Origin of the sequence: Roseobacter sp. TSBP12, assembly GCF_009129705.1 — a bacterium.
Classification (GTDB): Bacteria; Pseudomonadota; Alphaproteobacteria; order Rhodobacterales; family Rhodobacteraceae; genus Celeribacter; species Celeribacter baekdonensis_A.
In genome coordinates this window covers 67295-92707 of sequence record NZ_PYIB01000072.1, presented here as the reverse complement: position 1 = coordinate 92707, position 25413 = coordinate 67295, and the positions used below count along the sequence as shown (strand labels likewise).

24 protein-coding genes and 2 pseudogenes are annotated in these 25413 nt (G+C 58.4%); 19 read left to right on the top strand and 7 right to left on the bottom strand.

Annotated elements, in window-relative coordinates:
• The first annotated feature begins 64 nt into the window (after nt 1–64).
• The 4 genes and pseudogenes from lipB (at nt 65) to C8029_RS20305 (ending at nt 4247) form a co-directional block, all read left to right on the top strand.
• On the top strand, nt 65–826 hold the full coding sequence (lipB, locus tag C8029_RS20320) for a lipoyl(octanoyl) transferase LipB (RefSeq protein ID WP_269771037.1): 762 nt from the start codon (nt 65–67) through the stop codon (nt 824–826).
• A 118-nt stretch (nt 827–944) separates the two neighbouring features.
• Entirely contained in the window at nt 945–1505 is a 561-nt protein-coding gene (locus C8029_RS20315) for a c-type cytochrome (protein WP_009570706.1), read from the top strand.
• Between the two features lie 328 nt (nt 1506–1833).
• A pseudogene (locus C8029_RS20310) lies at nt 1834–3523 on the top strand (cytochrome c oxidase subunit I).
• Nucleotides 3524–3698: 175 nt separating this feature from the next.
• Nucleotides 3699–4247: a DUF2244 domain-containing protein gene (locus C8029_RS20305; protein ID WP_152003607.1), complete on the top strand. Its 549-nt coding sequence runs from the start codon at nt 3699–3701 to the stop codon at nt 4245–4247.
• 57 nt (nt 4248–4304) lie between these two features.
• Here the strand turns inward: C8029_RS20305 and C8029_RS20300 are convergent, their stop codons facing one another.
• Nucleotides 4305–4763 carry a GatB/YqeY domain-containing protein gene (locus C8029_RS20300; RefSeq protein WP_152003606.1) on the bottom strand — a complete coding sequence of 153 codons (459 nt, stop codon included), beginning with the start codon at nt 4761–4763 and terminating at the stop codon, nt 4305–4307.
• A 198-nt stretch (nt 4764–4961) separates the two neighbouring features.
• Here C8029_RS20300 and carA point away from each other — a divergent pair, with 198 nt between their 5' ends.
• The gene (carA, locus tag C8029_RS20295; protein ID WP_009570710.1) at nt 4962–6125 is read left to right on the top strand and encodes a glutamine-hydrolyzing carbamoyl-phosphate synthase small subunit; all 1164 of its coding nucleotides are present in this window, start codon (nt 4962–4964) and stop codon (nt 6123–6125) included.
• A gap of 238 nt (nt 6126–6363) precedes the next feature.
• Nucleotides 6364–8847, top strand: a complete 2484-nt coding sequence (locus C8029_RS20290) for a glycosyltransferase family 2 protein (protein ID WP_193217700.1) — start codon at nt 6364–6366, stop codon at nt 8845–8847.
• Between the two features lie 3 nt (nt 8848–8850).
• On the opposite strand, the gene C8029_RS20285 is transcribed toward C8029_RS20290, so the two are convergent.
• Entirely contained in the window at nt 8851–9495 is a 645-nt protein-coding gene (locus C8029_RS20285; protein WP_009570712.1) for a GntR family transcriptional regulator, read from the bottom strand.
• Nucleotides 9496–9664: 169 nt separating this feature from the next.
• Here C8029_RS20285 and C8029_RS20280 point away from each other — a divergent pair, with 169 nt between their 5' ends.
• The 3 genes from C8029_RS20280 (at nt 9665) to C8029_RS20270 (ending at nt 12037) form a co-directional block, all read left to right on the top strand.
• Nucleotides 9665–10318 carry a pyrimidine 5'-nucleotidase gene (locus C8029_RS20280; RefSeq protein ID WP_009570713.1) on the top strand — a complete coding sequence of 218 codons (654 nt, stop codon included), beginning with the start codon at nt 9665–9667 and terminating at the stop codon, nt 10316–10318.
• Nucleotides 10319–10469: 151 nt separating this feature from the next.
• Entirely contained in the window at nt 10470–10685 is a 216-nt protein-coding gene (locus tag C8029_RS20275) for a hypothetical protein (protein WP_009570714.1), read from the top strand.
• 122 nt (nt 10686–10807) lie between these two features.
• The gene (locus tag C8029_RS20270; RefSeq protein WP_152003605.1) at nt 10808–12037 is read left to right on the top strand and encodes an FAD-dependent monooxygenase; all 1230 of its coding nucleotides are present in this window, start codon (nt 10808–10810) and stop codon (nt 12035–12037) included.
• A gap of 86 nt (nt 12038–12123) precedes the next feature.
• Here the strand turns inward: C8029_RS20270 and C8029_RS20265 are convergent, their stop codons facing one another.
• Nucleotides 12124–13206 (bottom strand): aminotransferase class V-fold PLP-dependent enzyme, encoded by a 1083-nt coding sequence (locus C8029_RS20265; RefSeq protein ID WP_226946411.1) that lies wholly within the window; start codon nt 13204–13206, stop codon nt 12124–12126.
• 322 nt (nt 13207–13528) lie between these two features.
• Here C8029_RS20265 and C8029_RS22595 point away from each other — a divergent pair, with 322 nt between their 5' ends.
• The 5 genes from C8029_RS22595 (at nt 13529) to C8029_RS20245 (ending at nt 17134) form a co-directional block, all read left to right on the top strand.
• The gene (locus C8029_RS22595) at nt 13529–14092 is read left to right on the top strand and encodes a hypothetical protein (protein WP_226946416.1); all 564 of its coding nucleotides are present in this window, start codon (nt 13529–13531) and stop codon (nt 14090–14092) included.
• Complete coding sequence (locus tag C8029_RS22590; RefSeq protein WP_353617624.1) at nt 14089–14643, top strand: Hint domain-containing protein; 555 nt, start codon at nt 14089–14091, stop codon at nt 14641–14643. The genes C8029_RS22595 and C8029_RS22590 overlap by 4 nt, the downstream gene beginning before the upstream one ends.
• A 64-nt stretch (nt 14644–14707) precedes the next feature.
• The gene (gatB, locus tag C8029_RS20255) at nt 14708–16222 is read left to right on the top strand and encodes an Asp-tRNA(Asn)/Glu-tRNA(Gln) amidotransferase subunit GatB (RefSeq protein WP_009570718.1); all 1515 of its coding nucleotides are present in this window, start codon (nt 14708–14710) and stop codon (nt 16220–16222) included.
• 35 nt (nt 16223–16257) lie between these two features.
• On the top strand, nt 16258–16608 hold the full coding sequence (locus C8029_RS20250; protein WP_152003602.1) for a hypothetical protein: 351 nt from the start codon (nt 16258–16260) through the stop codon (nt 16606–16608).
• 100 nt (nt 16609–16708) lie between these two features.
• Complete coding sequence (locus tag C8029_RS20245) at nt 16709–17134, top strand: DUF4177 domain-containing protein (RefSeq protein WP_152003601.1); 426 nt, start codon at nt 16709–16711, stop codon at nt 17132–17134.
• Between the two features lie 8 nt (nt 17135–17142).
• Here the strand turns inward: C8029_RS20245 and C8029_RS20240 are convergent, their stop codons facing one another.
• On the bottom strand, nt 17143–17400 hold the full coding sequence (locus C8029_RS20240; RefSeq protein ID WP_040401905.1) for a BolA family protein: 258 nt from the start codon (nt 17398–17400) through the stop codon (nt 17143–17145).
• 89 nt (nt 17401–17489) lie between these two features.
• On the opposite strand from C8029_RS20240, the gene C8029_RS20235 reads away from it, so the two are divergent.
• The gene (locus tag C8029_RS20235) at nt 17490–18125 is read left to right on the top strand and encodes a J domain-containing protein (RefSeq protein ID WP_009570722.1); all 636 of its coding nucleotides are present in this window, start codon (nt 17490–17492) and stop codon (nt 18123–18125) included.
• Between the two features lie 90 nt (nt 18126–18215).
• Here C8029_RS20235 and C8029_RS20230 read toward each other — a convergent pair.
• Nucleotides 18216–19192 (bottom strand): annotated as a pseudogene (locus C8029_RS20230) (DUF808 domain-containing protein).
• A 159-nt stretch (nt 19193–19351) separates the two neighbouring features.
• Complete coding sequence (locus C8029_RS20225; RefSeq protein WP_009570724.1) at nt 19352–19912, bottom strand: fasciclin domain-containing protein; 561 nt, start codon at nt 19910–19912, stop codon at nt 19352–19354.
• A gap of 290 nt (nt 19913–20202) precedes the next feature.
• Here C8029_RS20225 and cobS point away from each other — a divergent pair, with 290 nt between their 5' ends.
• The 3 genes from cobS (at nt 20203) to C8029_RS20210 (ending at nt 22634) form a co-directional block, all read left to right on the top strand.
• Entirely contained in the window at nt 20203–21171 is a 969-nt protein-coding gene (gene cobS / locus C8029_RS20220) for a cobaltochelatase subunit CobS (RefSeq protein WP_009570725.1), read from the top strand.
• A 185-nt stretch (nt 21172–21356) separates the two neighbouring features.
• Entirely contained in the window at nt 21357–22025 is a 669-nt protein-coding gene (locus C8029_RS20215; protein ID WP_009570726.1) for a metal-binding protein ZinT, read from the top strand.
• Nucleotides 22026–22283: 258 nt separating this feature from the next.
• Entirely contained in the window at nt 22284–22634 is a 351-nt protein-coding gene (locus tag C8029_RS20210; RefSeq protein WP_152003600.1) for a hypothetical protein, read from the top strand.
• Nucleotides 22635–22706: 72 nt separating this feature from the next.
• On the opposite strand, the gene C8029_RS20205 is transcribed toward C8029_RS20210, so the two are convergent.
• The gene (locus tag C8029_RS20205) at nt 22707–23300 is read right to left on the bottom strand and encodes an NADPH-dependent FMN reductase (protein ID WP_009570728.1); all 594 of its coding nucleotides are present in this window, start codon (nt 23298–23300) and stop codon (nt 22707–22709) included.
• Nucleotides 23301–23497: 197 nt separating this feature from the next.
• On the opposite strand from C8029_RS20205, the gene cobT reads away from it, so the two are divergent.
• On the top strand, nt 23498–25372 hold the full coding sequence (cobT, locus tag C8029_RS20200) for a cobaltochelatase subunit CobT (protein WP_152003599.1): 1875 nt from the start codon (nt 23498–23500) through the stop codon (nt 25370–25372).
• Nucleotides 25373–25413: the final 41 nt, after the last annotated feature.

Below are 25413 nucleotides of genomic sequence, written 5' to 3'. Positions count from 1 at the left end.
ATCCAAAGGATTTATTCGCCGCCGCATTCCCGCAGCGCCTTCATTGCATATTCCGGGTTAGCAAATCGTAAGCAAAACACGAGTTTCCCCCTGCCGCCCCTTTTCTGTCCCTGCCGCACAAGATAAACCCGGACGCAGACCCCCAGACACACAGTCAGGCGCGAAGGATAGAGACATGGTGGAATGGCGCATTTCAGACGGGTTGACCGATTACATGTTCGCAGCCACTGAAATGGAAGCGCGCGCCGATGCCATCGCGCGCGGAGAGGCGGACGAGTTGATTTGGCTGTTGGAACATCCGCCTTTGTACACCGCAGGCAGCTCCGCCAAGCGAGAGGATTTGGTCGATCCGGACCGTTTCCCGGTCTATGACACAAGGCGCGGCGGACAATACACCTATCACGGTCCGGGTCAGCGGGTGGCCTATGCGATGCTCGATCTTAACACACGCGGCAAAGATGTGCGTAAATTCGTCGCCAATATGGAGGCTTGGGTGATCGCCGCTTTGGCCGAATTCAACGTCACGGGCGAAATCCGCGAGGGCCGTGTCGGCGTTTGGGTGGTGCGCGAGGACAAGCCCCTGACCCTCACCGGCCAAAAACCCGAAGACAAGATCGCGGCCATCGGATTGCGGATTCGCAAATGGGTGTCCTTTCACGGGCTGTCGATCAATGTCGACCCGGATTTGAGCCATTTCGACGGCATCGTGCCCTGTGGCATCCGCGAACACGGCGTGACCTCTCTGGTCGATCTGGGCTTGCCGGTGACGATGGAAGACGTGGATGTCGCCCTGAAACGCGCCTTTTCTGAGGTTTTTGGCGACTAAGCCCATATGGCGCGGGATGCGACATTGGTCGAAGGTGCGACAATACTGGACTGGCACAGCGGCCCAGACGCGCTATTGTGACCACTGGACACATGAATCAGTCGGGAGACACAACCCTATGACCAAACTTTCCGGGACCAAACTTTTTGCCCTCACAGCCGCCGCCCTGATGGCAACCTCCGCCGCCGCTTTCGCCGGTGATGCGGAAGCCGGCGCGAAAGAGTTCAACAAATGCAAATCCTGCCACATGATTGCAAGCGCCGATGAAACCATCATCAAAGGCGGCAAAACCGGCCCGAACCTGTACGGCGTGGTTGGTCGTCCGGTTGCCTCCTACGAGGGCTTCAAATATGGCGACGGCATCTTGGCCGTGGGCGCGACAGGTAAGGTTTGGGACGAAGCGTCTTTGATCGAATACGTCGCCGATCCGACCGCCTATATCGACACCCATGGTGGCTCTGGTCGTTCGAAAATGACCTTTAAACTGAAAGATGGCACCAACGTGGTCGCTTTTCTGGCCACCTTCTCGACGATGTCCGATGAGGGTGCATCTGACGAAGGCTCTGAGGCCACTGAGACCATGGACGATGACATGGATGAGACCAAGGGTCAGGAGCACAATCAAGAGGGCGAGCAGAAACAAGAAGGCGAACACACTCAGTCTGGCGCGTCCAACTGATCGAGCCTTTGCCTCGCGACAAGATCAAACGCCGCTCCTTTTGGGGGCGGCGTTTTTGCATGTAGGGATGCGCAACATATGCCCGGATCGCAACCACAAGCAATCCGCAGGCACGGCCAAATCAAGCCCCCAACCCCAGCCGCAAAGCCAGATTATAGCCCATCCCCCTCACCTCACGCATTTTTCTGTCTTCAAAACGCGTTGACTGATTGCTCTCGGGTTCGTGACCCTCTAAAACATATGGTAATTCCGCCCCAAGACTCCCCGCTAAGGAACCGGCGGATGTGACGCATACACGCATAGACCACGCACAAATCGGGAGGACCGCATGGCAGACGCAGCCATCCACGGCCACGAACATGGGGACAACCGGGGCTTTTTCACCCGCTGGTTCCTGTCTACAAACCACAAAGACATTGGGATTCTGTACCTCTTCACGGCTGCGTGGTGGGGTTCATTTCCGTCTGTTTCACCGTTTACATGCGCCTTGAGCTCATGGATCCGGGGGTTCAGTTCATGTGCCTCAACGAATCCGGCGAAGCGCCGCGCGACTGATTTCGGGCTTTGGTGCCGAAAACTGTGCGCCCAACGGCCACCTTTGGAACGTCATGATCACCTACCACGGTGTCTTGATGATGTTCTTCGTGGTGATTCCGGCGCTGTTTGGCGGTTTCGGCAACTATTTCATGCCGCTGCAAATCGGTGCCCCGGACATGGCCTTCCCGCGCCTGAACAACCTGTCCTACTGGCTCTATGTCTGTGGTGTGGCTTTGGGGATCGCGTCGCTTTTTGCACCGGGTGGCAATGGCCAGCTTGGCTCTGGCGTCGGTTGGGTGCTTTACCCGCCGCTCTCCACCAATGAGGGCGGCTATTCCATGGACCTCGCGATCTTCGCGGTTCACGTTTCTGGTGCCTCCTCGATCTTGGGCGCGATCAACATGATCACCACCATGCTCAACATGCGCGCACCGGGCATGACCATGTTCAAAGTGCCGCTGTTTGCCTGGTCGATCTTTGTCACCTCCTGGCTGATCCTGTTGTCCTTGCCGGTTTTGGCGGGCGCAATCACCATGTTGCTCACAGACCGTAACTTTGGCACCTCCTTCTTCCAACCGGGCGGTGGCGGCGATCCGATCCTGTACCAGCACATCCTGTGGTTCTTCGGTCACCCCGAAGTGTACATCGTGGTTCTGCCGGGCTTTGGTCTGGTCTCCCACATCATCGCAACCTTCTCGAAGAAAGCCGTGTTTGGCTACCTTCCGATGGTTTGGGCGCTGATCGCGATTGGGGTTTTGGGCTTTGTTGTTTGGGCACACCACATGTACACGGTTGGTCTGTCGCTGACGCAGCAGTCCTACTTCATGATGGCCACCATGGTCATCGCGGTGCCGACAGGGGTGAAAATCTTCTCTTGGATCGCAACCATGTGGGGCGGCTCGATTGAGTTCAAAACACCGATGCTCTTTGCCTTCGGGTTCTTGATCCTCTTCACCATCGGCGGCGTGACCGGCATCGTCCTGTCGCAGGCTGGCATCGACCGCGCCTACCATGACACCTACTACGTCGTGGCGCACTTCCACTACACCATGTCGATGGGAGCAGCATTCACCATCTTTGCCGGGATTTACTTCTACATCGGCAAAATGTCCGGGCGTCAGTACCCGGAATGGGCCGGCAAGCTGCACTTCTGGATGTTCTTCATTGGCGTCAACCTGACCTTCTTCCCACAGCACTTCTTGGGTCGTCAGGGCATGCCGCGTCGTTACATCGACTACCCGGAAGCCTTCGCTTACTGGAACAAAATCTCGTCCTACGGCGCGCTCTTGTCCTTCGCTTCCTTCCTGTTGTTCATCGGCATCGTATTCTACACCCTGCTGGCCGGTCGCCGCGTGACCCAGAACAACTACTGGAACGAATACGCAGACACGCTTGAGTGGACCCTGCCCTGCCCGCCGCCGGAGCATACGTTTGAAACGCTCCCGAAGCAGGAAGACTGGGATCACCAGCATTCGCACTAAGCGGATCTGACGGATCAAAATAACAAAGGCCCCACTTCTCCGGTGGGGCCTTTTCTTTGAGTATTTTATCGCAGTAAAGACCGCCGGGCAGAGACGGGCACCACCTGCGCATCAGGGGGCTTTGCAGTCCTGTTGATGCCGCATAGACTTCCCAAAACACATATAAGAAACGCACATGCCCTACCAATGGACCCCGGACCATCACCGCCTGCCGCAGCGGGCCACTTCGGATGACGCGCCTTTGGTGCGGCTCGATCTGTGGCCGCATCGCAGCCTCAAGGGCAAAGGCTTTTCCGCCACCATTTGGCTGATGTTCTTCGGAGGGCTGATCCCGGTTGTGCCCTTTATCGGTACAATCGCGTTTTGGATTTTGCTGATCTTTATGATGACGGCTCTGGCGGCCCTTTGGCTGGCACTGAGGCGGTCAGATCGCGATCATCTGCGTGAAGAGCTTTTGATCTGGCCGGATCGCATCGCGCTGACCCATTGGCCCGCCAAGGGCAAAACGATGACCTGGGAGGCGAACCCCTATTGGGTGAAACTGTCGTTGCACCCGACGGAGGGGAAGGTCGAACAATACCTGACGCTGAAGGGCGGTGGCCCGGCACAGACGCGCGAAGTGGAACTTGGTGCATTTTTGACGCCCGAAGAACGCGCGCGCCTGCGCGATGATCTTGCGCTGGTTTTAGGGCAACTCAAGGACGGATCACGCGACACATCATAAGCCAAACGAAAAAGGCCGCCCAAAAGAGCGGCCTTTTCAAAGACAGAGCCTCAGGGGTTACCCCAATTTGGCTTTGATCTGTGCACCCACCGCGCCAAAATCCATCTGGCCGGTGTATTTCGTTTTCAGAGCCCCCATCACCTTGCCCATGTCGCGGATACTCTCCGCGCTGGTCTCAGAAATGGCATCAGAGATGGCCTGAGCCACCTCACCCTCTGACAATTGACGCGGCAAAAACTCTTCGATCACAGTGATCTCGGAACGTTCTTTTTCCGCCAATTCAAGTCGCGCGCCTTCTTCAAACGCTTTCGCGCTCTCTTGGCGTTGCTTGACCATTTTGCCAAGAATACCAAGCACATCCGCGTCAGACACGCATTCTTCTTTGCCCTCACCCCGAGCCGCGATTTCGCGATCCTTGATGGCCGCATTGATCAGGCGCAAGGTGGACAAGCGTTCGCTGTCCTTGTCTTTCATCGCCGTTTTCAATGCCGCATTGAGCCGGTTCCGCATATCCATATGGGCCTCATCCCTCATGATGTCGCAAGTGGACAACATAGCGAAAGACGCATCCGTTCTCAACCGTTGATAATTTCCGTAACCCATTGAAAACGCTACGTTACATAAAGTGACTGAAAATCCATCACCCGACCTTGACGCCGCCTGTCCCTTTCCTTAGGTTCCGGTGAATTTTGCCCACATCAGGAGAGTCGTGCCATGGCATCCGCTCAGTCGTCCGAGAAACCAACCGCGTGTCTGGCTTTGGCCGATGGCACACTCTTCTACGGTAAGGGGTTCGGGGCGACCGGAACCACCACCGCAGAGCTGTGTTTCAACACCGCCATGACGGGCTACCAAGAGATCATGACCGACCCGTCTTACGCCGGTCAGATCGTCACCTTCACCTTCCCGCATGTCGGCAACACCGGCGTCAACGCCGAGGATGACGAAACCGCCGACCCGGTTGCCGCGGGCATGATCGTCAAATGGGACCCGACCGAGCCATCGAACTGGCGCGCTCAAGAGGAACTTGGTCCTTGGCTTGAAAAACGCGGTCGCATCGGCATGGGCGGGATCGACACCCGCCGCCTGACCCGCGCCATCCGCCAACAAGGCGCGCCGCATGTTGCCTTTGCGCACGATCCCGCGGGCAATTTCGACATCGAAGCGCTGGTCAAACAGGCTCGCGCCTTTTCTGGCCTCGTCGGGCTTGATCTGGCCAAAGACGTCACCTGCGCGCAGTCCTATCAATGGGACGAAATGCGGTGGGCGTGGCCGGATGGCTTTCCGAAACGGGAAGGTAAAGGCTTTAAGGTCGTGGCGATTGATTTCGGCGCGAAACGCAACATCCTGCGGTGCTTGGCCTCGGCGGGCTGCGACGTCACCGTTCTGCCCGCTTCCGCCACTGCGGAAGAGGTCTTGGCCCATGCGCCCGACGGTGTGTTCCTGTCCAACGGCCCCGGCGATCCGGCGGCCACGGGCGCCTACGCCGTGCCGATGATCAAAGGCGTTTTGGACGCCGATCTGCCGGTGTTTGGCATCTGTTTGGGCCACCAAATGTTGGCTCTGGCTCTGGGCGCCAAGACGATCAAAATGAACCACGGCCACCATGGTGCCAACCATCCGGTGAAGGATCTCGACACCGGTAAGGTTGAAATCACCTCGATGAACCATGGCTTTACGGTGGATGCGCAAAGCCTGCCCAAAGGCGTGAAAGAGACCCATGTGTCGCTGTTTGATGGCTCGAATTGTGGCATCGCGGTCGAGGACAAGCCGATCTTTTCGGTGCAATATCACCCCGAAGCCAGCCCCGGCCCGATGGACAGCTACTATCTGTTTGAACGGTTTGCGGCAGCAATGGCGGCACGCGCTGGCGCCTGATCCAACCAGATTATGTCACGGAAAGGCGGGGTTCTCCCCGCCTTTTTGCGTTTATTTACCACATGTAAAGTCCTGGTTAACGCCTTATTAACCTTGCCTGATCAAACTTGTCCGCAAAGGTCTGGGGGTAAACCCGAGCCATTGGGACAGTTGCGTCAGGATGAATATTTAGATGTCCTTTGTCAGACATCCGCTTTTTTCAAACACAAAACTCCACACGGCGCCAGAGAATGCGACCGTGCCGGGATCTGACGCGCCCCGCCATGGTCCCCATAAACCCACACGCAGACCGATCGGACAAATCCTTGTCGATATGGGGGCGGTCGATCCCGGCGATCTGATCCGCGCCGCCGCCATGCGCCAACGCGAAGATGCGCGCATCGGCGATATTCTTTTGGCGCATGGCATGGTCGAAGAAGCCACGCTCTACCGCGCCCTGGCCCAGCAACACCACGCCATCGTCGCAGATTTTGATAAAACCGCACCAGACGTGCGCCTGATTGATATTCTTGGGGCGGATGAATGTCTGCGCCGCGGGCTTTTGCCATGGCGTCAGGTCGGCGGAACGGTGATCATCGCCTCGTGCCGCCCCGAACAATTCGAAGACCTGCGCCCGCGTCTGAGCGCGCTGTTTGGTCCGGTGCGGATGGCCGTGACCTCGGAAACCGCGATGCATGAGGCGCTGTTGCGTTCGCGCCAACGCAAACTTGCGCTCTGCGCCGAAACCCGCGTGGCGGCGCATGAAAGCTGTCGCGAAATGGACATCCGCAAACTGACGCGGATGGTGTCGTCTTTGGCGGTTTTGGGACTCATTCTGGCGCTTTTATCACCGATAAGCGCTGCGATCCTGTTGACCTCATGGGCGGTGTTGACCCTCGTCGTCTCCACCGGCCTCAAAATCGCTGCCGCTTTTGCTCAGGCCAGCACTGCGCGCACCCGGCAAAGCACGTTTAGCAGTCGCCGCACCAGAACCGCCCTGCCAACCGTGTCAATCATGTTGCCCCTGTTCAAAGAGCGCGAGGTCGCGACCCGGCTGATCAAACGGGTGTCGCGGCTGAGCTATCCACGCGAGCTTTTGGATATTTGCCTTGTGGTCGAAGAGGATGACACCGTCACCCAAGAGGCCATTGCCAGCACGGATTTGCCGCGTTGGATGCGGCAGATCATCGTGCCGCGCGGCGGGGTGAAAACCAAACCACGGGCGATGAATTTTGCCCTCGATTTCTGTCGTGGCTCGATCATTGGCATCTATGACGCCGAGGACGCGCCCGAGCCAGAACAGATTCATAAGGTCGTCGCCCATTTCGCCCAAACCGGACCAGAGGTCGCCTGTGTTCAGGGCATTCTGGACTTTTACAACGCCCGCACCAATTGGTTGTCGCGCTGTTTCACCGTCGAATATGCGACATGGTTTCGGGTGATTTTGCCGGGCTATGAGCGTATGGGGCTGGCCGTCCCATTGGGCGGCACCACCTTGTTTTTCCGCCGCGAGGCAATCGAGGAACTGGGCGGATGGGACGCGCACAACGTGACTGAGGATGCCGATTTGGGCATCCGCTTGGCGCGCCACGGCTACCGCACCGAATTGTTGCATACGGTGACAGAGGAAGAGGCCAATTGTCGCCTCTGGCCTTGGGTCAAACAGCGCTCCCGCTGGCTCAAAGGCTATGCGATGACCTATGCAATGCACATGCAAAATCCACGAAAACTCTGGCGTGACCTCGGTGCATGGCGGTTTTTCGGGGTTCAGGCGCTGTTTCTGGGCGCTTTGTCGCAATTTGTACTGGCACCGTTTCTGTGGTCGTTCTGGCTCTTCCCCTTGGGCCTGCCACATCCATTACGCGGGATTTTACCCCATGATGTCTTGGTCGGTTTGGGCGCAACTTTCCTCCTGTCCGAAGTGGTGACGGTCGCTGTGGGCATGGTGGCGACCTCGACCTCGAAACACAAATGGCTTTGGCCCTGGGTGCCGACGCTGCATTTCTATTATCCACTGGCCACTTTGGCTGCGCTCAAAGGGCTGTGGGAGATGGTGACCAAGCCCTATTATTGGGACAAAACCGCCCATGGCGTGCATGATCTGGGCTTTCACGAAGATGAGGCGGAGACCGCCGCAGCCCTCAGCCCGGTGTCCCCAATGCCCCATCCCGCGCCCTTGATGCTTGGCCCGGCGCACCGCATCGCTGCGAGCGCATCGGGTGCAGCCACCCCGCAAAAATCCGCCCACCCGCTGATCCTCTATCCCGCTGACAAACCCAGGCAAAACAGCCAGGAGATCGGTGCAGATCGCGTCCGGGCCTTTGGGGAGGCTCCTAGAGCCTTTGTGTTTGAGCGCCTTGAACAGGATGCGTCGGGGTCAGTGCCCCGGCCGGGGCGGCGTCTGACCTTTGGGCTTGATTTTGAGGGCACCTCCAACACCCCCGCGCTGCGGCGCGCGTTGGAGGCGGCGGCGGTGGCGTTTGACCCCGAACGTCTGCGCCCGGCACCGAAGCCAGACCCAAAGCCAGACTCCGAAACCGTGCGTCCAGATCACACCGAAACCGTCCTAGCCTTGCCGCATCAGATCAAAGACCCGACCCCCCGCATCCCGGTCAACTCAGCGGGCGCGCCCGAATGGGCGCATATGGCAGCCTTTGTTGAGGTGCCTGCGTTCCTTCCAACCACGCCCGCCATAGAGCCACGTCGTATGAGCGGAACCTCTGGGGATCCGGAGGAGGCGTGAGGGTTAACGCACCTTATCGGCGTCGATTTTCAAGCGGGTCACAAAGGCCTTTGAAATATGCTCAGACAGCGCCTTATGCGCAGCGTCACCATCATGCGCTTCAATCGCGGAAACGATCTGATCATGTTCCTTGATCGCCTCCTCGCCCCGGCCTTCGGCGGCCAAAGAGGTGGTGGCGAGCAGGGCCATGGAGCGGTGCACCAGATCAAGCTGTTGCACCAGATAACGGTTGTGCGAGGCAAGGTGGATTTGTTTGTGAAACCGGCGATTGGCCCGTGACATAGCGTCGGGTTTGCCGATCAAGCTGCGATCCTCTTCGACCATATCACGCAGCACCCGCACCTCTTCTGAGGTGGCATGGCGCGCCGCAAGGCGGGCCGCAAGGCCCTCAAGTTCGGTGCGCACCACATAAAGATCCGCCATCTGATTGTGATCCAATGAGGCCACAATCAGTGAGCGCCCATCCCGCGTCAGCATGGATTGGGTCTCCAACCGCTGCAACGCCTCACGAATCGGAGTACGCGAGACGCCAAAGCGGTCGGCCAACTCACTTTCAACAAGCCGGTCCCCCGGTCGATACACTCCGGTGTCGATGGCATCGAGGATCAGCCCATAAGCGTCCTTTTGCCCAGCGCGCGGATCTTTCATCATGTGCCTCTCAGGTCAACAGGGGGAGACCATAGACAGCCCTGCCCCCCACGATCAAGCGCTAACATCGTCGCATGGCACCCATTTTAGCCCCGTAAGCCGATATCACGCCCGACCTTTGCGGATGTCCCGTCTTGCGCCCCGCGCAGACTGAGCCTAACAGGATGCCATGGTAGCTGATCAATTTTCTCACGTGAACACATGGGTCTTTGACCTCGATAATACGCTTTATCCGCCAGAGGCCGCGCTTTTTGCCCAGATCGAGGTCAAAATGGCCGATTGGGTGGCGCGTGAATTGGGCGTGAGTTTAGAGGCGGCCAATGCCTTGCGCAGCGCGTATTGGCGTGACTATGGCACCACCCTCTCGGGGATGATGGCCAAACATGGCACCGACCCGCTGCCCTATCTCACCTATGTCCATGACATCGACTTTTCCGGCCTGCAGCTTGATGCCGAGCTCAAAGCGGCGATCACCGCCCTGCCCGGACGCAAAATCGTTTACACCAACGGCTCCGCCCCCTATGCCGAGCGGGTGTTGGAGGCGCGCGGGTTGACCGGGATTTTCAACGCCGTCTACGGCATTGAACACGCCAAATTTCATCCCAAACCTCTGGCCGAAGCCTTTGACACCGTGCTGACCCTCGATGGGGTCGCCCCCAACACGGCGGCGATGTTCGAAGACGATCCGCGCAACCTCAAAGTCCCGCATGATCTGGGGATGAAGACCGTCTATGTTGCCCCCACGCCGCTTGATCCGCCCGCACCCCATATTCACCACCACACCGACAATCTGTCGGCCTTTTTGCGTGCGCTCGTCGGCTGAATTCTCGCAAAGCGTCAAGAGATCCGTGTCAGGCATTGCCTGCGCCCATATGCCGCGCGGCATCCCGCCACCGTGACCTGATCTGCGCTGCGCCCTATCTGACAGCTTCATTCAAAACGCAGCTGAACACAGCGCCCCCCGGAGATCGCACATGTCTGATACCATCCTTGATCAATCCTCCTCCCATCACGAGGACGGCGTGGCCTCTCCACGCGGCGTCCTGTTGTTTTTGCTCTTCGTGCTCGTCGTGATCGCGGCAATTGTCTATGGCATGTTCGCCATCGGCCCATGGGTGCTTGGCGTGAGCGCGCTGGCGACGGTTCCGGTGATCTATGTTGTGTTGATCTTGCTCACCACAGGCAAATAAGCGGCGAAATGAATCGTCCTCCTGCGCGGCGCATGAGTTTCCCCTGAGACAGCCTGTCCCTTGGACAATCCCCGCCTTTGCGCCTATCTCTTGGCTATGCCCATAGAGCGGGCGCAAAGGAGATGATCATGCCGACCCAATCCCCCTCGTTTCCACCCCGCGAAACCGTGGATGTTTTGGTCTCAGGCGGCGGCATCGCCGGGATGATCGCGGCGGCGGCCTTTGGCGCTTCCGGGTTCAAAACCCTGATGATCGACCCGACCCCGCCAATCACCAGCGGCACAGAGGACCGATCCGATCTACGCTCCACCGCATTTTTACGCCCCGCGCGCGATCTCTTTGCCCGGATTGGCATTTGGGAGGCGCTTGCCCCTCACGCCACACCGCTTGAGGCGCTGCGCATCGTCGACACGTTAGGACAACCGTCCGACATCCGCGCCGAGCGTCAGTTCGAAGGCCGCGAGACCGGCGATGAACCGTTTGGCTGGAATTTTCTCAACTGGGTGATCCGGCGTGAGCTTTTGAAAGCGGTGCCCAACATCCCCAATGTCGACATGCGCTATGGCACCGGGTTTCAATCCATGCTCACCCGCACCAATGAGGCGATCGTCACCCTCACCGATGGCACACAGGTGCGCGCCAAATTGGTCGTTGCCGCCGATGGCCGCAATTCCCCGGTGCGTGAGGCGGCGGGGATTGGCGTCAAAACCACGCGCTATGGCCAAAAGTCGCTGGCCTTCACCGCCACGCATGATCTGCCGCATCACAATGTTTCGACCGAAATTTACCGCGAAGGCGGCCCTTTCACCATGGTGCCCTTGCCAGACATCGACGGCAAACCCGCCTCGGCGATTGTCTGGATGAACAAGGGTCCCTATGCCACCGAGCTTTTGACCATGGAGCCTGAGGCGTTCAACGCCGTGATGACCACCCGCTCGGCCGGGCTGTTTGGTCAACTGACCCTGGCCTCCGGGCGCGCGATCTTTCCGATCATCACCCAAGTGGCCGAACGCCTGTCGGGCGAACGCGTCGCAGTCATCGCCGAGGCCGCACATGTGCTGCCGCCGATTGGGGCGCAGGGGCTGAACACCTCGCTCAACGATCTGGGCGAACTTTTGGCACTGGCCGAGACCCATCGCACGGATTTGGGCGGACAGGTCATGTTGGACGCTTACGCCAAAACCCGCCACCGCGACATCACCGCACGCGCCAAAGTGGTCGATCTGTTCAATCGCGTCACCCGTTCGGAAAGTGACATCTTGCAAGCGCTGCGCCTGTTGGGCCTGAAAGCCGTGCATGACGTCAAACCGCTGCGGCACGGCGTGATGAAAGCGGGGCTTGGGCCAATTTAACCCGCGCGCGCCTTTACCGTGATCCAAATACTCAAACGGCGCGCCTTTCTCCAAGGGCGCGCCGTTTTTTATTTTATACCAAAGGCTTATTTCGCCAAAACCGCATCCAATGCCGCCTCAAGACGGGCCACAGACGCATCCACGTCATAGAGCTTATCCAGACCAAACAGCCCCAACCGGAAGGATTTATACTCCGGCCCCTCATCGCATTGCAGCGGCACGCCAGCGGCGATTTGCATCCCCAATGCCGCAAAGGCCCGGCCCGATTGAATCTCGGGATCATCGGTGTAACAGACCACCACGCCCGGCGCCTCAACGCCTTCTGCGGCGACCGATTTGAAGCCCCGCGCGCTCAACAGGGCGCGCACCCGGCGGCCCTGCTCCCATTGCGCCTCAGACAGTTTGGCAAAGCCGTAGGCTTTGGTCTCCAACATGGCATCGCGAAAGGCGCGCAGCGCGTCCGTGGGCATCGTCGCGTGATAGGCGTGACCGCCCGCCAAATAGGCCTCCATGATGGTCAACCATTTGCCCAGATCAATCGCAAAAGACGAGGATTGGCGCGATTTCACCACCTCGATGGCGCGCTCAGACAGCATCACCAACCCGGCAGACGGCTGTGCCGACCAGCCCTTTTGCGGCGCGGAGATCAACACATCGACCCCGGTCGCTTTCATATCGACCCAGGCACAGCCCGAGGCGATACAGTCGAGCACCATCAACCCGCCCTCTTCATGCACCGCGTCGGCCAAGGCGCGGATATAGCCATCCGGCAAGATCATGCCAGAGGCGGTTTCCACATGCGGCGCAAAGACGGCGGCGGGTTTGAGCGCGTGAATTTCGGCCACGGCCTCTTCCAATGGGGCGGGAGCGAAAGGCGCCGTGATCTCATTGCCGGTGCGACGGGCTTTGAGCACGGTCTGCGATTTCGGGATCGCGCCCGTGTCAAAAATCTGGCTCCAGCGGAAGGAGAAGAAGCCATTGCGGATGACCATCACGTCCTCACCACCGGCGATCTGGCGCGCCACGGCCTCCATCGCATAGGTGCCGCCGCCGGGAACGACCACGGCGGTGTCGGCATGATAGACCTCGCACAGGGTGGCGTGGATGTCGGTCATCACGGTTTGAAAGGCTTTCGACATGTGGTTGAGCGAGCGATCAGTGAAGACCACGGAAAATTCCATCAACCATCGGGGTCGATATCAGAGCGCAATGCGGGCATGATGCCTCCTTAAAGTCATATCAATCATATCAAACGGTGCCAAAGCGACACATTTGGCGGTCCGTTCGGGGACTGGGCGCACAAACGTCTGGACAAGTGCCCTAAGGTTCACAACACTTGCCCAAGCGTCACGCCACGGATCGGGCCAAAAAGAGCACCGGACGGGCGAAAACACAAGCGGTTCAAACCGCATCGGCGCATTGAGGCAGATCCGGGTTACAGACCCAAACCAGACAGGCAGAGCAGTCATGCCAACAGAGAATCTAATTGTGATGGGGTCCTCCCTCATCAACAATCCGATTGGCTATTCCCAGGACCCTTGGGGAAACGCCAATGACGGGGCCTATATCACCGGCGGCGACAGCGTTTTTGACGACGATGACGTGATCGTTTTCACCGTGCAAAAGGTCAACCATGACGGAACGTTTGACAACCAGACCCAGATCATGGGGATCGAGGTCTATGACAATGCCGCCGACTATGTGAATGGCGTCCCCAAATACACCTATGAGCTGGAAAAAACCGGAGGATGGGGCTGGGGGAACAACACAGGCAGCGGCGATGTCTCCACAAGCGTGCACAATATGGGCGATGCCTATCTGCATTTCCCCGCCGATGGCTTTGTCAGCTCAGACCCCGGCGCGCCGGATCTGGACTATCTGTTTTTGGCGCCGGGCGTGGATTTATCCGAAGCTACCCGGTTTGGCTCTCGCATGAGCAAGCCATCGACTATAATGAAGACGGCTCCATTGCAGGCAGCGAGGTCGGCGACGGGGTCTTTACCACCGGCAACAACCTGTTTGCCGAAAATGAAATTGCCGCCGCGATTTGTTTGACCCGCGGGACGTTGATTGACACGCCCGAGGGGCCAAAATTTATCGAGACCCTGAGCGAGGGCGATCTTGTACATACCCTCGATGAGGGGCCGCAACCGATCCGCTGGATCGGATCGCGCCGCGTCGAGGCCACAGGCACACTCGCCCCGATCCGCATCAAAGCCGGTGCTTTGGGCAATTTCCGTGACCTCACCGTCTCGCCCAACCACCGGATGATGATCCGTGGTCCGAAAGCCGAAATGCTGTTTGGCGAACGCGACGTCTTGGTGGCGGCGAAACATTTGGTCAATGATGACACGATCCGCTGCGTGCCCGGTGGCACCGTGGACTATTTCCACATGCTGTTTGACCGCCACCAAATCATCTTTGCCGAAGGCTGTCCGACCGAAAGCCTCTACCCTGGCCAAGAGGCCTTGGGGGCGGTGGACCCGGCGGCACGGGCCGAGATTTTGGCGCTGTTTCCCGAATTTGAACACGGGACACAGCACACCGAACTGTCGCGCTATGAATTGAAAGCCTGGGAGGCACAGGCGCTTCGACACGCGAGCTGACACTTGCCCCTGACTGCGGCTGCGTTTAGAACGCAGGGCAACAGGATACGCAGGGAGCCGCGACATGCTCGATCATCTCGAATTCACCACGCCAAAGCCGAAAGTCATTTCGGGGGCAAAAGACGACTGGGAACTGGTGATCGGGATGGAAATCCACGCTCAGGTCGCCTCCAAATCCAAGCTGTTCTCTGGCGCTTCGACGAAATTCGGCAATGAGCCGAACTCGAACGTCTCTTTCGTGGACGCGGCCATGCCCGGCATGTTGCCCGTGATCAACGAATTCTGCGTCGAACAAGCGGTGCGCACGGGGCTGGGCCTCAAAGCTGAGATCAACCTGTTCTCCGCCTTTGACCGGAAAAACTATTTCTACCCGGATCTGCCGCAAGGCTACCAGATTTCGCAGCTCTATCACCCGATCGTGGGCGAAGGCGAAGTGATCGTCGATATGGAACCTGGTGTGGCCCGTTTGGTGCGCATCGAGCGCATCCATTTGGAACAAGACGCTGGCAAATCCATCCATGACATGGACCCGACCATGTCCTTCGTCGACCTGAACCGCACCGGCGTGGCCTTGATGGAAATCGTGTCCCGCCCCGACATTCGTGGCCCCGAAGAAGCCGCCGCCTATGTGCTGAAACTGCGCCAAATCCTGCGCTATTTGGGCACCTGCGACGGCAACATGCAAAACGGCAACCTGCGCGCCGACGTGAACGTCTCTGTCTGTCGTCCGGGCCAGTATGAAAAATATCAAGCCACTCAAGATTTTGGTCATCTCGGCACCCGCTGCGAGATCAAAAACATGAACTCGACGCGGTTCATCCAGATGGCGATTGATTACGAGGCCCGGCGTCAAATCGCGATCCTGGAAGATGGCGGCACGGTCGATCAAGAGACCCGTCTCTATGACGCCGACAAGAACGAAACCCGCTCGATGCGCTCCAAAGAAGAGGCACATGACTACCGCTATTTCCCCTGCCCCGATCTGCTGCCGCTGGAGATCGAACAGGAATGGGTGGATGACATTGCGAAGACCTTGCCCGAATTGCCCGACGAGAAAAAGGCCCGCTTTGTCAAAGAGTTCGGTCTGTCCGAATATGACGCAAACGTGTTGACCGCCGACACCGCGAACGCCAGCTATTTCGAAGGCGTGGCGGCGGGCACCGACGGCAAACTGGCCGCGAACTGGGTGATCAACGAGCTGTTTGGCCGTCTGAAAAAAGACGACAAAGACATCGAAACCTCACCCGTCTCCCCCGAACAACTGGGCGGCATCGTCAAGCTGATCAAATCCGGCGACATCTCCGGCAAGATCGCCAAGGACCTGTTTGAGATCGTCTATACCGAGGGCGGCAACCCGGCCGAGATCGTTGACGCGCGCGGCATGAAACAGGTCACAGACACCGGCGCGATTGAAAAAGCGGTCGATGAGGTGATCGCCGCCAACCCCGGACAGGTCGAAAAAGCTCAACAGAACCCGAAACTTGCGGGTTGGTTTGTGGGCCAAGTGATGAAAGCCACAGGCGGCAAGGCCAATCCTGGTGCAGTCGATGCGCTGGTCAAAGCCAAACTCGGCCTCTAAATCACCCCTCCATCAAAGGCATAAAGGCGTCCCTCATGGGCGCCTTTTTTTTCATAAACTCGCCCTTAACTCTCGGGGGAGTAGCTTGGGGCGCATGGAAGGAGCCCATCAAGTCCCATTACGAGTATAAAGCCATCCCTGCCCCGCATGACAGCGAAGCCACCTCCGCCTCGCAAACCCCTGAGGCGCGATTGGCCGACGCGGTGACCGTGCGGCTCAATGCCATGGCGAAAGAGGGCTGGACCTATCTGCGCTCGGACGCATTCACCCTCACCGGCGTGGCGGGCAAACAGGCGGTGTTGGTGTTTCGGCGCGAAAGCGATTTCGGCATGTTTGGGCAGGACAAACCCAGTTTTGGCACCTTCGGGCCAGAAGCCGCCGAGTGAGGCCAATAGGGCTTGGCCCATGCCTTGACCTCCGGTGCCCATCCGCTAAACCTGTGCCGCAACGACGCGCCGCCCAACGCGGTCGCCACAGGAGACGCATATGCCCCTTTATGAGTACCTCACCGTGCCCGCCCCGCGCAAAGGCGAGAAAACCAGAGGTGCGAAAACCTCTGAGGCCCGGATCGCGCTGGCAATGCAAAGTGTGCTCAATGAAAAGGGCGCTGAGGGCTGGGAGTATATCCGTGCCGATCTTTTGCCGATGGAAGAGCGCTCCGGGCTGACCTCAAAAGCGATCACCTATCACACGGTTTTGGTGTTTCGCCGGGAACGCGGTGCGAATGCCGTGGCGACGGTCTCGACGACGGAACAGGCCGCCGTGCAACCGCGCAAATCCCCGGTCGCGGACCGCACCACGCCGCCGCCCTCTGTGCCCTTTCCGGCCCATGCCGAAAAAGGCGCGGGCGCAAATGCCCGCCGCCTCTCGCCCGAGGTGGCCGACGAGATCGCCGAAGACCGTGAATCATAATCCCGCGCTCACACATCCAGATCCAGCGCCAGCGCATGAATGCGCGGCACCAAATCGCCGAGTGCTTTGTGCACCATCCGGTGGCGCGCCACCCGCGATTGTCCGGCGAAGGCCTCTGAGCGGATCATCACATTAAAATGCGTCTCCCCCGCCCCGCCGGGATTTCCGGCATGTCCGGCATGTGAGGCGCTATCATCTTCGATCTTTAAGGTTTTTGGCGCAAAGGCCGCCTGTAACCTGACGCGCATTTCATCGGAAATTGTCATCTCTCTCTCCCAGTTTTCGGCCCCAAGGCCTTTCCCATTTTGCATTCTTCATCTAAAGTCCTGCGTCCGAGTCGAAAAGGTTGAGGCACATGGATAAAAACGATCCCTTCGGTTTTGATATGTCAGTCACGTCATCAAAAAAGAACAAACGTGGTGGCAGACGCGGCATGTCCGGGGCATTTGAGACCTCTAAACGGGTCTGCGAACATGACGGATGTCAGGAAGCGGGCCAATATCGCGCGCCCCGTTCGCCTGATCATTTGGACGAGTATAAATGGTTTTGTAAGGACCACGTGCGCGAATACAATTTGAAATGGAATTTTTTCACCAACGCCACACCGGAAGAAATGGACGAGCAAATCAAAGCGTCCCAAACCGGCGAACGTCCGACCAAGCCGTTTGGCAAAAAATCGGTCGAACAGAGGGCGTGGGAACGTCTTGGTATTGATGATGCTCATGAGGTGCTGGGCGAAAACGCGACGCAGAACCCGGGCAAATCGGACCCGGCGGCCTCGACGCGCAAACTGCCGCCGGTGGAGCGGCAGGCGATTGATATTTTGGAGGCCAAGGACCATTGGACCAAGGCCGAAATCAAGAAACAATATCGCGCTTTGATCAAAGTGCTGCACCCGGACGTGAACGGCGGCGATCGCTCGCAAGAGGAGCAGTTGCAACAGGTCGTCTGGGCCTGGGATCAGCTCAAAGAGAGCCGTTGGTTTAAGTAAACTATAGGGTCCAGACTGGGTCAAAACAGCCTCAAAATAGAAAAAGCCGCCTCACATGGGGCGGCTTTTTTGACGGCGTAAGGCGTGGTTTTAATGCGCCGCGCCCGCTTTTTTGCCCGTCACCAAACGGATCAAAGGGTTGATGATCCGGGCCACAATGGGGATAAGGATCAGGCCATAGATCAGCCCAAGGATGCCATCGAAAAACGCCGTCACGACCCAAGCGATAAAGCCGGATGCCCCGACAAAGGCATGCGCGGCGAGTTCGGCGATGTGGTGGATGTCCTCATAGGGATGCGGCTGGCCCAATTCGGACAGGCCATGGATCACGATGGACCCGCCGACCCAAATCATCGCGGCGGTGCCGACAATCATCAAAAGGGTCATCAGGATCGGCATGAATTTCACGATCCCGCGCCCCAAAGCCCGCGTCACGGACAGCCGCCCAACCCGTGCCAACCACAGGCCGACATCATCGGCTTTGACGATCAAAGCGACGCTGCCATAAACCACCACGGTGATGATCACCCCTGCAAGCCCCAAGGTGAAGGCGCGAAAGACGAGACTTGCAGAGGGATCAAGGGCCGCCAAAATGATGGTCATGATCTCGGCGGAAAGGATGAAATCGGTCTTGACCGCGCCCGCCACTTTGGTGGCTTCGAGATGGGCCGGATCGCCTTGCTCGGCAGGTTGGCCATCGGCATGAGGCGCATGGGGTTTGAACAGGTGATAGACCTTTTCCGCCCCCTCAAAACACAAATACGACCCGCCGAGCATCAACAAAGGCGTGACCATCCATGGCGCGAAGGCTGACAAGAGCAACGCCAGAGGCAAAAGGATCAGCAATTTGTTGCGGATCGAGCCAAGGGCGATTTTGCCGACGATCGGCAATTCACGCGCGGCGGCGAAGCATGGACGTATTTCGGCGTCACGGCGGCGTCATCAATCACCGCGCCCGCCGCCTTGGCCGAGGCTTTCGCCGCTTGGCCCGCCACATCATCGACCGAGGCCGCCGCCACTTTGGCGATGCCCGCCACGTCGTCTAATAGTGCCAAAAGGCCGCTCATACCTGTGTCCCCGCTTCAATCTTACATTTGAGGCTATGTAGTCATGAATGCGCTCACAGGCAAACCCACCCGCAAACCCAAGTGCAAAAAAGCGGGACGCCCCAAAGGACGCCCCACCCGCATGATCCCCGAAGGGAGACCTCATTCAAAGTGCCGCGCTTACATCGCCGGCAAAAGCACCTTGTCGATCACATGGATCACACCGTTCGATTGATCAACGTCAGCGATGGTCACAGTGGCCGCGTTGCCCTGTTCGTCTTCGATCATCACCATACCGTCTTTGACCATGGCTTTGAGCGTACAGCCGCCCACGGTCGGCACATCATGCACGCCACCGTCATCTTCGATCATGCCCACAAGGGCTTCGGACATCACATCAGCGGCAACCACATGGCAGGTCAGAATTTTGGTCAACTGATCTTTGTTTTCCGGCATCAAAAGCGTTTCAACCGTGCCCTCGGGCAAAGCGGCAAACGCGTCATTGGTCGGGGCGAACACGGTGAACGGACCTTCGCCAGCGAGCACATCCACGAGACCTGCGGCCTGGACAGCGGCGACCAGAGTGGTGTGATCGGCGGAGTTCACAGCGTTTTCCACGATGTTTTTCTCGGGGAACATCTCAGCGCCGCCGACCATCGGGTTTTTCATGCCATGGTCGTCCGCAAAGGCGGTGGTGGCGAGAAGAGCGGCAGTGGCAGCGGCAAAAATTGTGCGTTTCATCATAAGTCTCCCTTAAGAACACGCCCCGACCCAGTGTCGAGGTTATAAGGGGTACGGGGCGGATCACCGCATGGATCACCACGCGCCCTTCACGTTCAGTCACACAGGCGTGAGGTGTTTTTGTGCGCCACCTGGCATTCTGAGCGCTGGCCCACGCCCCCGCGACGCCTCGCCCCTTGCACCTGACGCGCCGATAGGGCACGAAGTCACCTAAAGCGTTTTGCCAAAGCCCTGCGAGACCGGTGTGCGGCGGAACAGTTAAGTGAACACATAAGAAAACGGGCCGAACCATGGACGCGAACGCAAAACCGACCGAAACCATTTCTGTACGCGATGTCTTTGGCATTGATACTGACATGACCGTAAAAGGCTTTGCCGAGCGCCTCGACCGCGTGCCGGACGAAGACCCGACCTATAAATTTGACCCGGATACGACGCTGGCGATTCTTGCGGGCTTTGCCCACAACCGCCGCGTGATGATCCAAGGCTACCACGGCACCGGCAAATCGACCCATATCGAACAGGTCGCCGCCCGGCTCAACTGGCCTTCAGTGCGCGTCAACTTGGATAGCCACATCAGCCGGATTGACCTGATCGGCAAAGACGCGATCAAACTGCGCGACGGCAAACAGGTGACCGAATTCCAAGAGGGCATTCTGCCCTGGGCCCTGCGCAACCCCTGCGCCATCGTGTTTGACGAATATGATGCGGGCCGCGCCGATGTGATGTTTGTGATCCAACGGGTGTTGGAAGCCGATGGGAAGCTGACGTTGATGGACCAAAACGAGGTGATCACCCCGCATCCGTCCTTCCGCCTCTTTGCCACCGCCAACACGGTTGGCCTTGGCGACACCACCGGGCTGTACCACGGCACGCAACAGATCAACCAAGCGCAGATGGACCGTTGGTCTTTGGTGGCGACGTTGAATTATCTCAGCCATGACGCCGAAGCGAATATCGTTTTGGCCAAATGCCCGCATTACAACACCGAAAAAGGCCGCCGCGACATTTCGCAGATGGTGACCGTGGCCGATCTGACCCGCACCGCGTTCATGAATGGCGACCTCTCGACCGTGATGTCGCCGCGCACCGTGATCACCTGGGCGCAGAACGCCGAGATTTTCCGCAACATCGGCTATGCGTTCCGCCTCACCTTCCTCAACAAATGCGATGAGTTGGAACGTCAGACCGTGGCGGAATTCTACCAGCGCTGTTTTGACGAAGAATTGCCGGAATCGGCGGCCTCTGTCGCAAGCTGATAGCGCGTCTTTTAAAACATGAGACTGAAACGGGCCCCTCCTGGGGTCCGTTTTCTTTTGTCCGTATGGAGGTCTTGTATGGGGGCTCTTGTCCTGTGCCGATATCTCGCTTACACAAGATAGTTACGTTATAACGTAACGATTCCAATTCGAGTTTAACGACACAAAGAAAGAGAGTCCCACGAATGCACCGCATGAGTTCGAATACGATCACCGCACTGGCCGCCTCCATTCTGTTGATCTTCGCCACACCAACTATGGCACATGATGCCAAATCCCACGATGCAAGCCCGGAACACGCCCACACCCATGACGTGGATCAAGACATCTACAACGGCTATTTTGAGGACTCTCAAATCAAAGATCGCCCGCTGTCCGATTGGGCCGGGGCATGGCAATCGGTCTACCCTTACTTGCAGGACGGAACGCTTGACCCTGTGATGCAACACAAGGCCGAACAGGGCGACAAAACCGCCGACGCCTATCGCAGCTATTATGACACAGGGTACAAAACCGATGTGGACCATATCGACATAGACGGCAACACGGTGCGCTTTGTCCGTGATGGGAAACCCCTTTCGGCCCAGTATGAAAGCGATGGCCACGAAGTCCTCACCTACGCCAAGGGAAACCGGGGCGTGCGCTACATCTTTGAGAAAACTGACGGGGATGCGGCAGCCCCAGCGTATATTCAGTTTAGCGATCACCGAATTTCTCCCGCAAGCGCCGATCACTACCACCTCTATTGGGGCAATGACCGTGCGGCCCTCCTCAAAGAAGTGACCAACTGGCCGACATATTACCCGGCCTCAATGGATGGCGACGCGATCGTCCATGAAATGCTCGCGCACTAATGGCAGCCCCATGACATAAAGCCCTCTGGCCCACATCGCGCGCATCGCGGTGTGGGCGTTCAGAGACCGGCCTTGACACAAACCAGATCACCTCATCAAACGTATATACGTCCGATAGACAAAAATGGCTTGTCACGACTCGCCTGTCGCGCTTACGTTATTGTAACGTTTTTGCGACAAAGTGAGGCTATGACACAGAGAGTCCACAGAGTTATCCACAGGCAAGCCCGCACATCCCTTGCCACCATGAGCGCCCTTTTGAGCGCGCTCAGCCTCTGTGTTGCGGCCCCGGTTCAGGCCCTGCCTGCCACCTCCTCCCCCCTCGCCCGCGATTTCGCCTATTGTGCCGGACGGCTGTCCGCCGAGGCGCAACACCGCGAAGACCAAAGCCTCAATGAGCTTAAACACGCCATGCAGGAACTTTTGGCCGCCGTGATCGCCCCCGAAGAGGCCGAGGCCTACGAAGAATTGCGCTTGGCCGGTCATGTGGCGCAAAGCGAACTTTTGGCGCTGTCGCGGTTTTCCTTTGACCAAGGCGAGGCGGACCGCGCCAGACAACTTGCCCAAGACAGCATTCGCCACTGCCGCGCCATGCTTTTGGGCGCATGATCCAAGACTGAATCCGGGCATGAAAAAGGCCCGCAACACGCGAGCCTTTCCCAAACATTTCAAAACCTTGGATTAACGCGCCGCTTTGGTCGCCTTGGTCCACCAGGCCAAATCGCCCAGCATGGCGGTGACGGATGGCAGGATGTTGGCTTCGATCTCCGACATTTCGGCATTGGCGCCCAGAGGTGAGACTTTGAAAAAATCCGAACCGGAAATATAAACGGCGGCGCGCACCGGCACCATCGACAGGTTGATCGTCACGGCGCGCAAATGTTCGACCGCACGGGCCGCACCGACCGAGCCATAGCCAAAGACGGCGGCGGGTTTGCGCACCCATTCCTTGCCAGCTTGATCCAACGCGTTTTTCAACGAAGCCGGGATCGAGGAGTTGTATTCCGGGGTGACGAAAATATAGCCATCAAATTCGGCCATTTTTTCCTGCCAGGTCACGGCTTTTGCGTCCGCGGACGGCATCCACAGGTTAGAGGCCATTTCGTTGAACATCGGCAACGCATAGTCTTTCAGATCGACCAGTTCGAAGTCGAGATCGGTGCTGATCTCTTTGGCTTTTTCCAAAAGCCAGTTTGCCGGTTTATCGGCAAAACGGGCATCGCGGGTGGAACCAATGATGATGGCGATTTTCGGATTAGACTGCGGGGTGGTCATGGGGAACTCCTGTTCTGAGCGCGGGGGATAAGGGGGAGGAAAGGTCCGCGGCTTTGAGGCCTACATAAATTCGCACCCACAACGACTTCAATCCAAATATATGTGCGCCATCGCGCAATTCCTGTGCAAACACATATGCCCCCTGTGTCGCATGTCTTTCTCTTGCCCGACCTGCGCGCGCATGATTTAACGAGCGCATGAACAAGCCCTCTGATAACCCTGCCGATCCGTTCAAAAAGGCGCTGGCCGAAGCCACAAAAGTGCTCGCCAACGATGCGGAGCTGACGATCACCTATTCGATGGATCCCTCGGGTCTGTCGGGCGATACCGTGCGCCTACCGCAAGTGTCGCGGCGGATGACCAAAGACGAAGTGTTGATCGCGCGCGGCACCGCCGATGCGCTGGCTCTGCGTCACAAATTTCACGACCAACCGACGTTCCAACGCTACGCGCCACAGGGTCAGATGGCGTTTGAGATTTACGACGCCCTGGAAACCGCGCGCTGTGAGGCGGCGGGAGCGCGGCACATGCCCGGCACGGCCAAAAACATCAACGCCAAAATCGGCAATGAGGCAATGCGCCGTGGCTATGATGGCATCACCAAACGTGAAGACGCGCCTTTGGCACAGGCCATGGGCTATTACCTGCGCGAATTGTCCACCGGGCGTGAACTGCCAAAAGGCGCAGACACGGTTTTGAATCTGTGGCGCGATTTCATTGAGGGTCAGACTCAGGGCACCTTCGAGGATATTGGCGATCTGTTGGAAGATCAGCGTGGCTTTGCCCGTCTGGCGCGGCGCGTGATCGAAGAACTGGGATACGGCGACCAATTGGGCGACGACCCGGATACGACCGATCCCGAAGACGATCAATCCGCCGAAACCGACGAGCAAGAAGAAGAGGCCGAGTCCACCGGCGAAGAGCAGGACAGCTCGGACGAGGAAGAGGCCAGCCCCGAGAGCGCGCAGGACGAACAGCAGGACATGCAAGAGGCCTCGATGTCCTCGGATGACATGGCCGAAGATGAGTTTTCGGATGAGGTCGAGCTGCCGCAAGATGAGGCCGAGATCGAACCACCGCAACCCGCGCCCTATTCCGACGCCGATCCGAATTACCAAGTGTTTTCCACCGCCAACGATGAAGAGATCGCCGCCGAAGATTTGGCCGAACCGGCTGAATTGGAACGCCTGCGCGCCTATTTGGATCAACAGTTGGAACCGCTCAAAGGGGCTGTGTCGCGCCTGGCCAACAAGCTGCAACGCCGCCTTCAGGCGCAACAAAACCGCTCATGGGAATTTGACCGCGAGGAGGGGATTTTGGACGCTGGCCGCTTGGCCCGTGTGATCGCCAACCCCACCACGCCCCTGTCCTTCAAGGTTGAAAAAGACACCGAGTTCCGCGACACGGTGGTGACGCTCCTGCTCGACAACTCCGGCTCGATGCGCGGTCGTCCGATCTCGATCGCGGCGATCTGTGCCGATGTCTTGGCCCGCACGCTGGAGCGTTGCAACGTCAAGGTTGAGGTGCTGGGCTTTACCACCCGCGCGTGGAAGGGCGGATTGGCGCGCGAAGCGTGGCTGGCCGCTGGGCGTCCGGCGCAACCCGGCCGTTTGAACGATCTGCGCCACATCATCTACAAATCCGCCGACGCACCAATGCGCCGGACGCGGGCCAATTTGGGCCTGATGATGAAAGAGGGCCTGTTGAAAGAAAACATCGACGGCGAGGCGCTTGAATGGGCGCATCGGCGGATGATGGGACGGCCTGAAGCGCGTAAAATCCTCATGGTGATCTCGGATGGGGCACCGGTGGATGACAGCACGCTCTCGGTCAACCCGGCCAATTACCTTGAAAAACACCTGCGCGATGTGATCGGCATGATCGAGAAACGCAAACAGGTTGAGCTTTTGGCCATCGGCATCGGCCATGACGTCACGCGCTATTATGATCGCGCCGTGACCATCACCGATGTCGAACAATTGGCGGGCGCGATGACCGAACAACTGGCTTCTCTGTTTGACAGCGACCCGCGCGCCCGCGCACGGGTGATGGGCATCCGCCGCGCGTCCTAAGACCTGCGGCGCCGATCTGCGCGCACCAAATGATTATTTTA

Coding starts and splice junctions, on each gene's coding strand:
- C8029_RS20315 (WP_009570706.1), top strand. CDS start 945: ATGACCAAACTTTCCGGGACCAAACTTTTTGCCCTCACAGCCGCCGCC.
- C8029_RS20305 (WP_152003607.1), top strand. CDS start 3,699: ATGCCCTACCAATGGACCCCGGACCATCACCGCCTGCCGCAGCGGGCC.
- C8029_RS20300 (WP_152003606.1), bottom strand. CDS start 4,763: ATGGATATGCGGAACCGGCTCAATGCGGCATTGAAAACGGCGATGAAA.
- carA (WP_009570710.1), top strand. CDS start 4,962: ATGGCATCCGCTCAGTCGTCCGAGAAACCAACCGCGTGTCTGGCTTTG.
- C8029_RS20285 (WP_009570712.1), bottom strand. CDS start 9,495: ATGAAAGATCCGCGCGCTGGGCAAAAGGACGCTTATGGGCTGATCCTC.
- C8029_RS20280 (WP_009570713.1), top strand. CDS start 9,665: ATGGTAGCTGATCAATTTTCTCACGTGAACACATGGGTCTTTGACCTC.
- C8029_RS20275 (WP_009570714.1), top strand. CDS start 10,470: ATGTCTGATACCATCCTTGATCAATCCTCCTCCCATCACGAGGACGGC.
- C8029_RS20270 (WP_152003605.1), top strand. CDS start 10,808: ATGATCATGCCGACCCAATCCCCCTCGTTTCCACCCCGCGAAACCGTG.
- C8029_RS22595 (WP_226946416.1), top strand. CDS start 13,529: ATGGGGTCCTCCCTCATCAACAATCCGATTGGCTATTCCCAGGACCCT.
- gatB (WP_009570718.1), top strand. CDS start 14,708: ATGCTCGATCATCTCGAATTCACCACGCCAAAGCCGAAAGTCATTTCG.
- C8029_RS20250 (WP_152003602.1), top strand. CDS start 16,258: ATGGGCGCCTTTTTTTTCATAAACTCGCCCTTAACTCTCGGGGGAGTA.
- C8029_RS20245 (WP_152003601.1), top strand. CDS start 16,709: ATGCCCCTTTATGAGTACCTCACCGTGCCCGCCCCGCGCAAAGGCGAG.
- C8029_RS20240 (WP_040401905.1), bottom strand. CDS start 17,400: ATGACAATTTCCGATGAAATGCGCGTCAGGTTACAGGCGGCCTTTGCG.
- C8029_RS20235 (WP_009570722.1), top strand. CDS start 17,490: ATGGATAAAAACGATCCCTTCGGTTTTGATATGTCAGTCACGTCATCA.
- C8029_RS20225 (WP_009570724.1), bottom strand. CDS start 19,912: ATGAAACGCACAATTTTTGCCGCTGCCACTGCCGCTCTTCTCGCCACC.
- cobS (WP_009570725.1), top strand. CDS start 20,203: ATGGACGCGAACGCAAAACCGACCGAAACCATTTCTGTACGCGATGTC.
- C8029_RS20215 (WP_009570726.1), top strand. CDS start 21,357: ATGCACCGCATGAGTTCGAATACGATCACCGCACTGGCCGCCTCCATT.
- C8029_RS20205 (WP_009570728.1), bottom strand. CDS start 23,300: ATGACCACCCCGCAGTCTAATCCGAAAATCGCCATCATCATTGGTTCC.
- cobT (WP_152003599.1), top strand. CDS start 23,498: ATGAACAAGCCCTCTGATAACCCTGCCGATCCGTTCAAAAAGGCGCTG.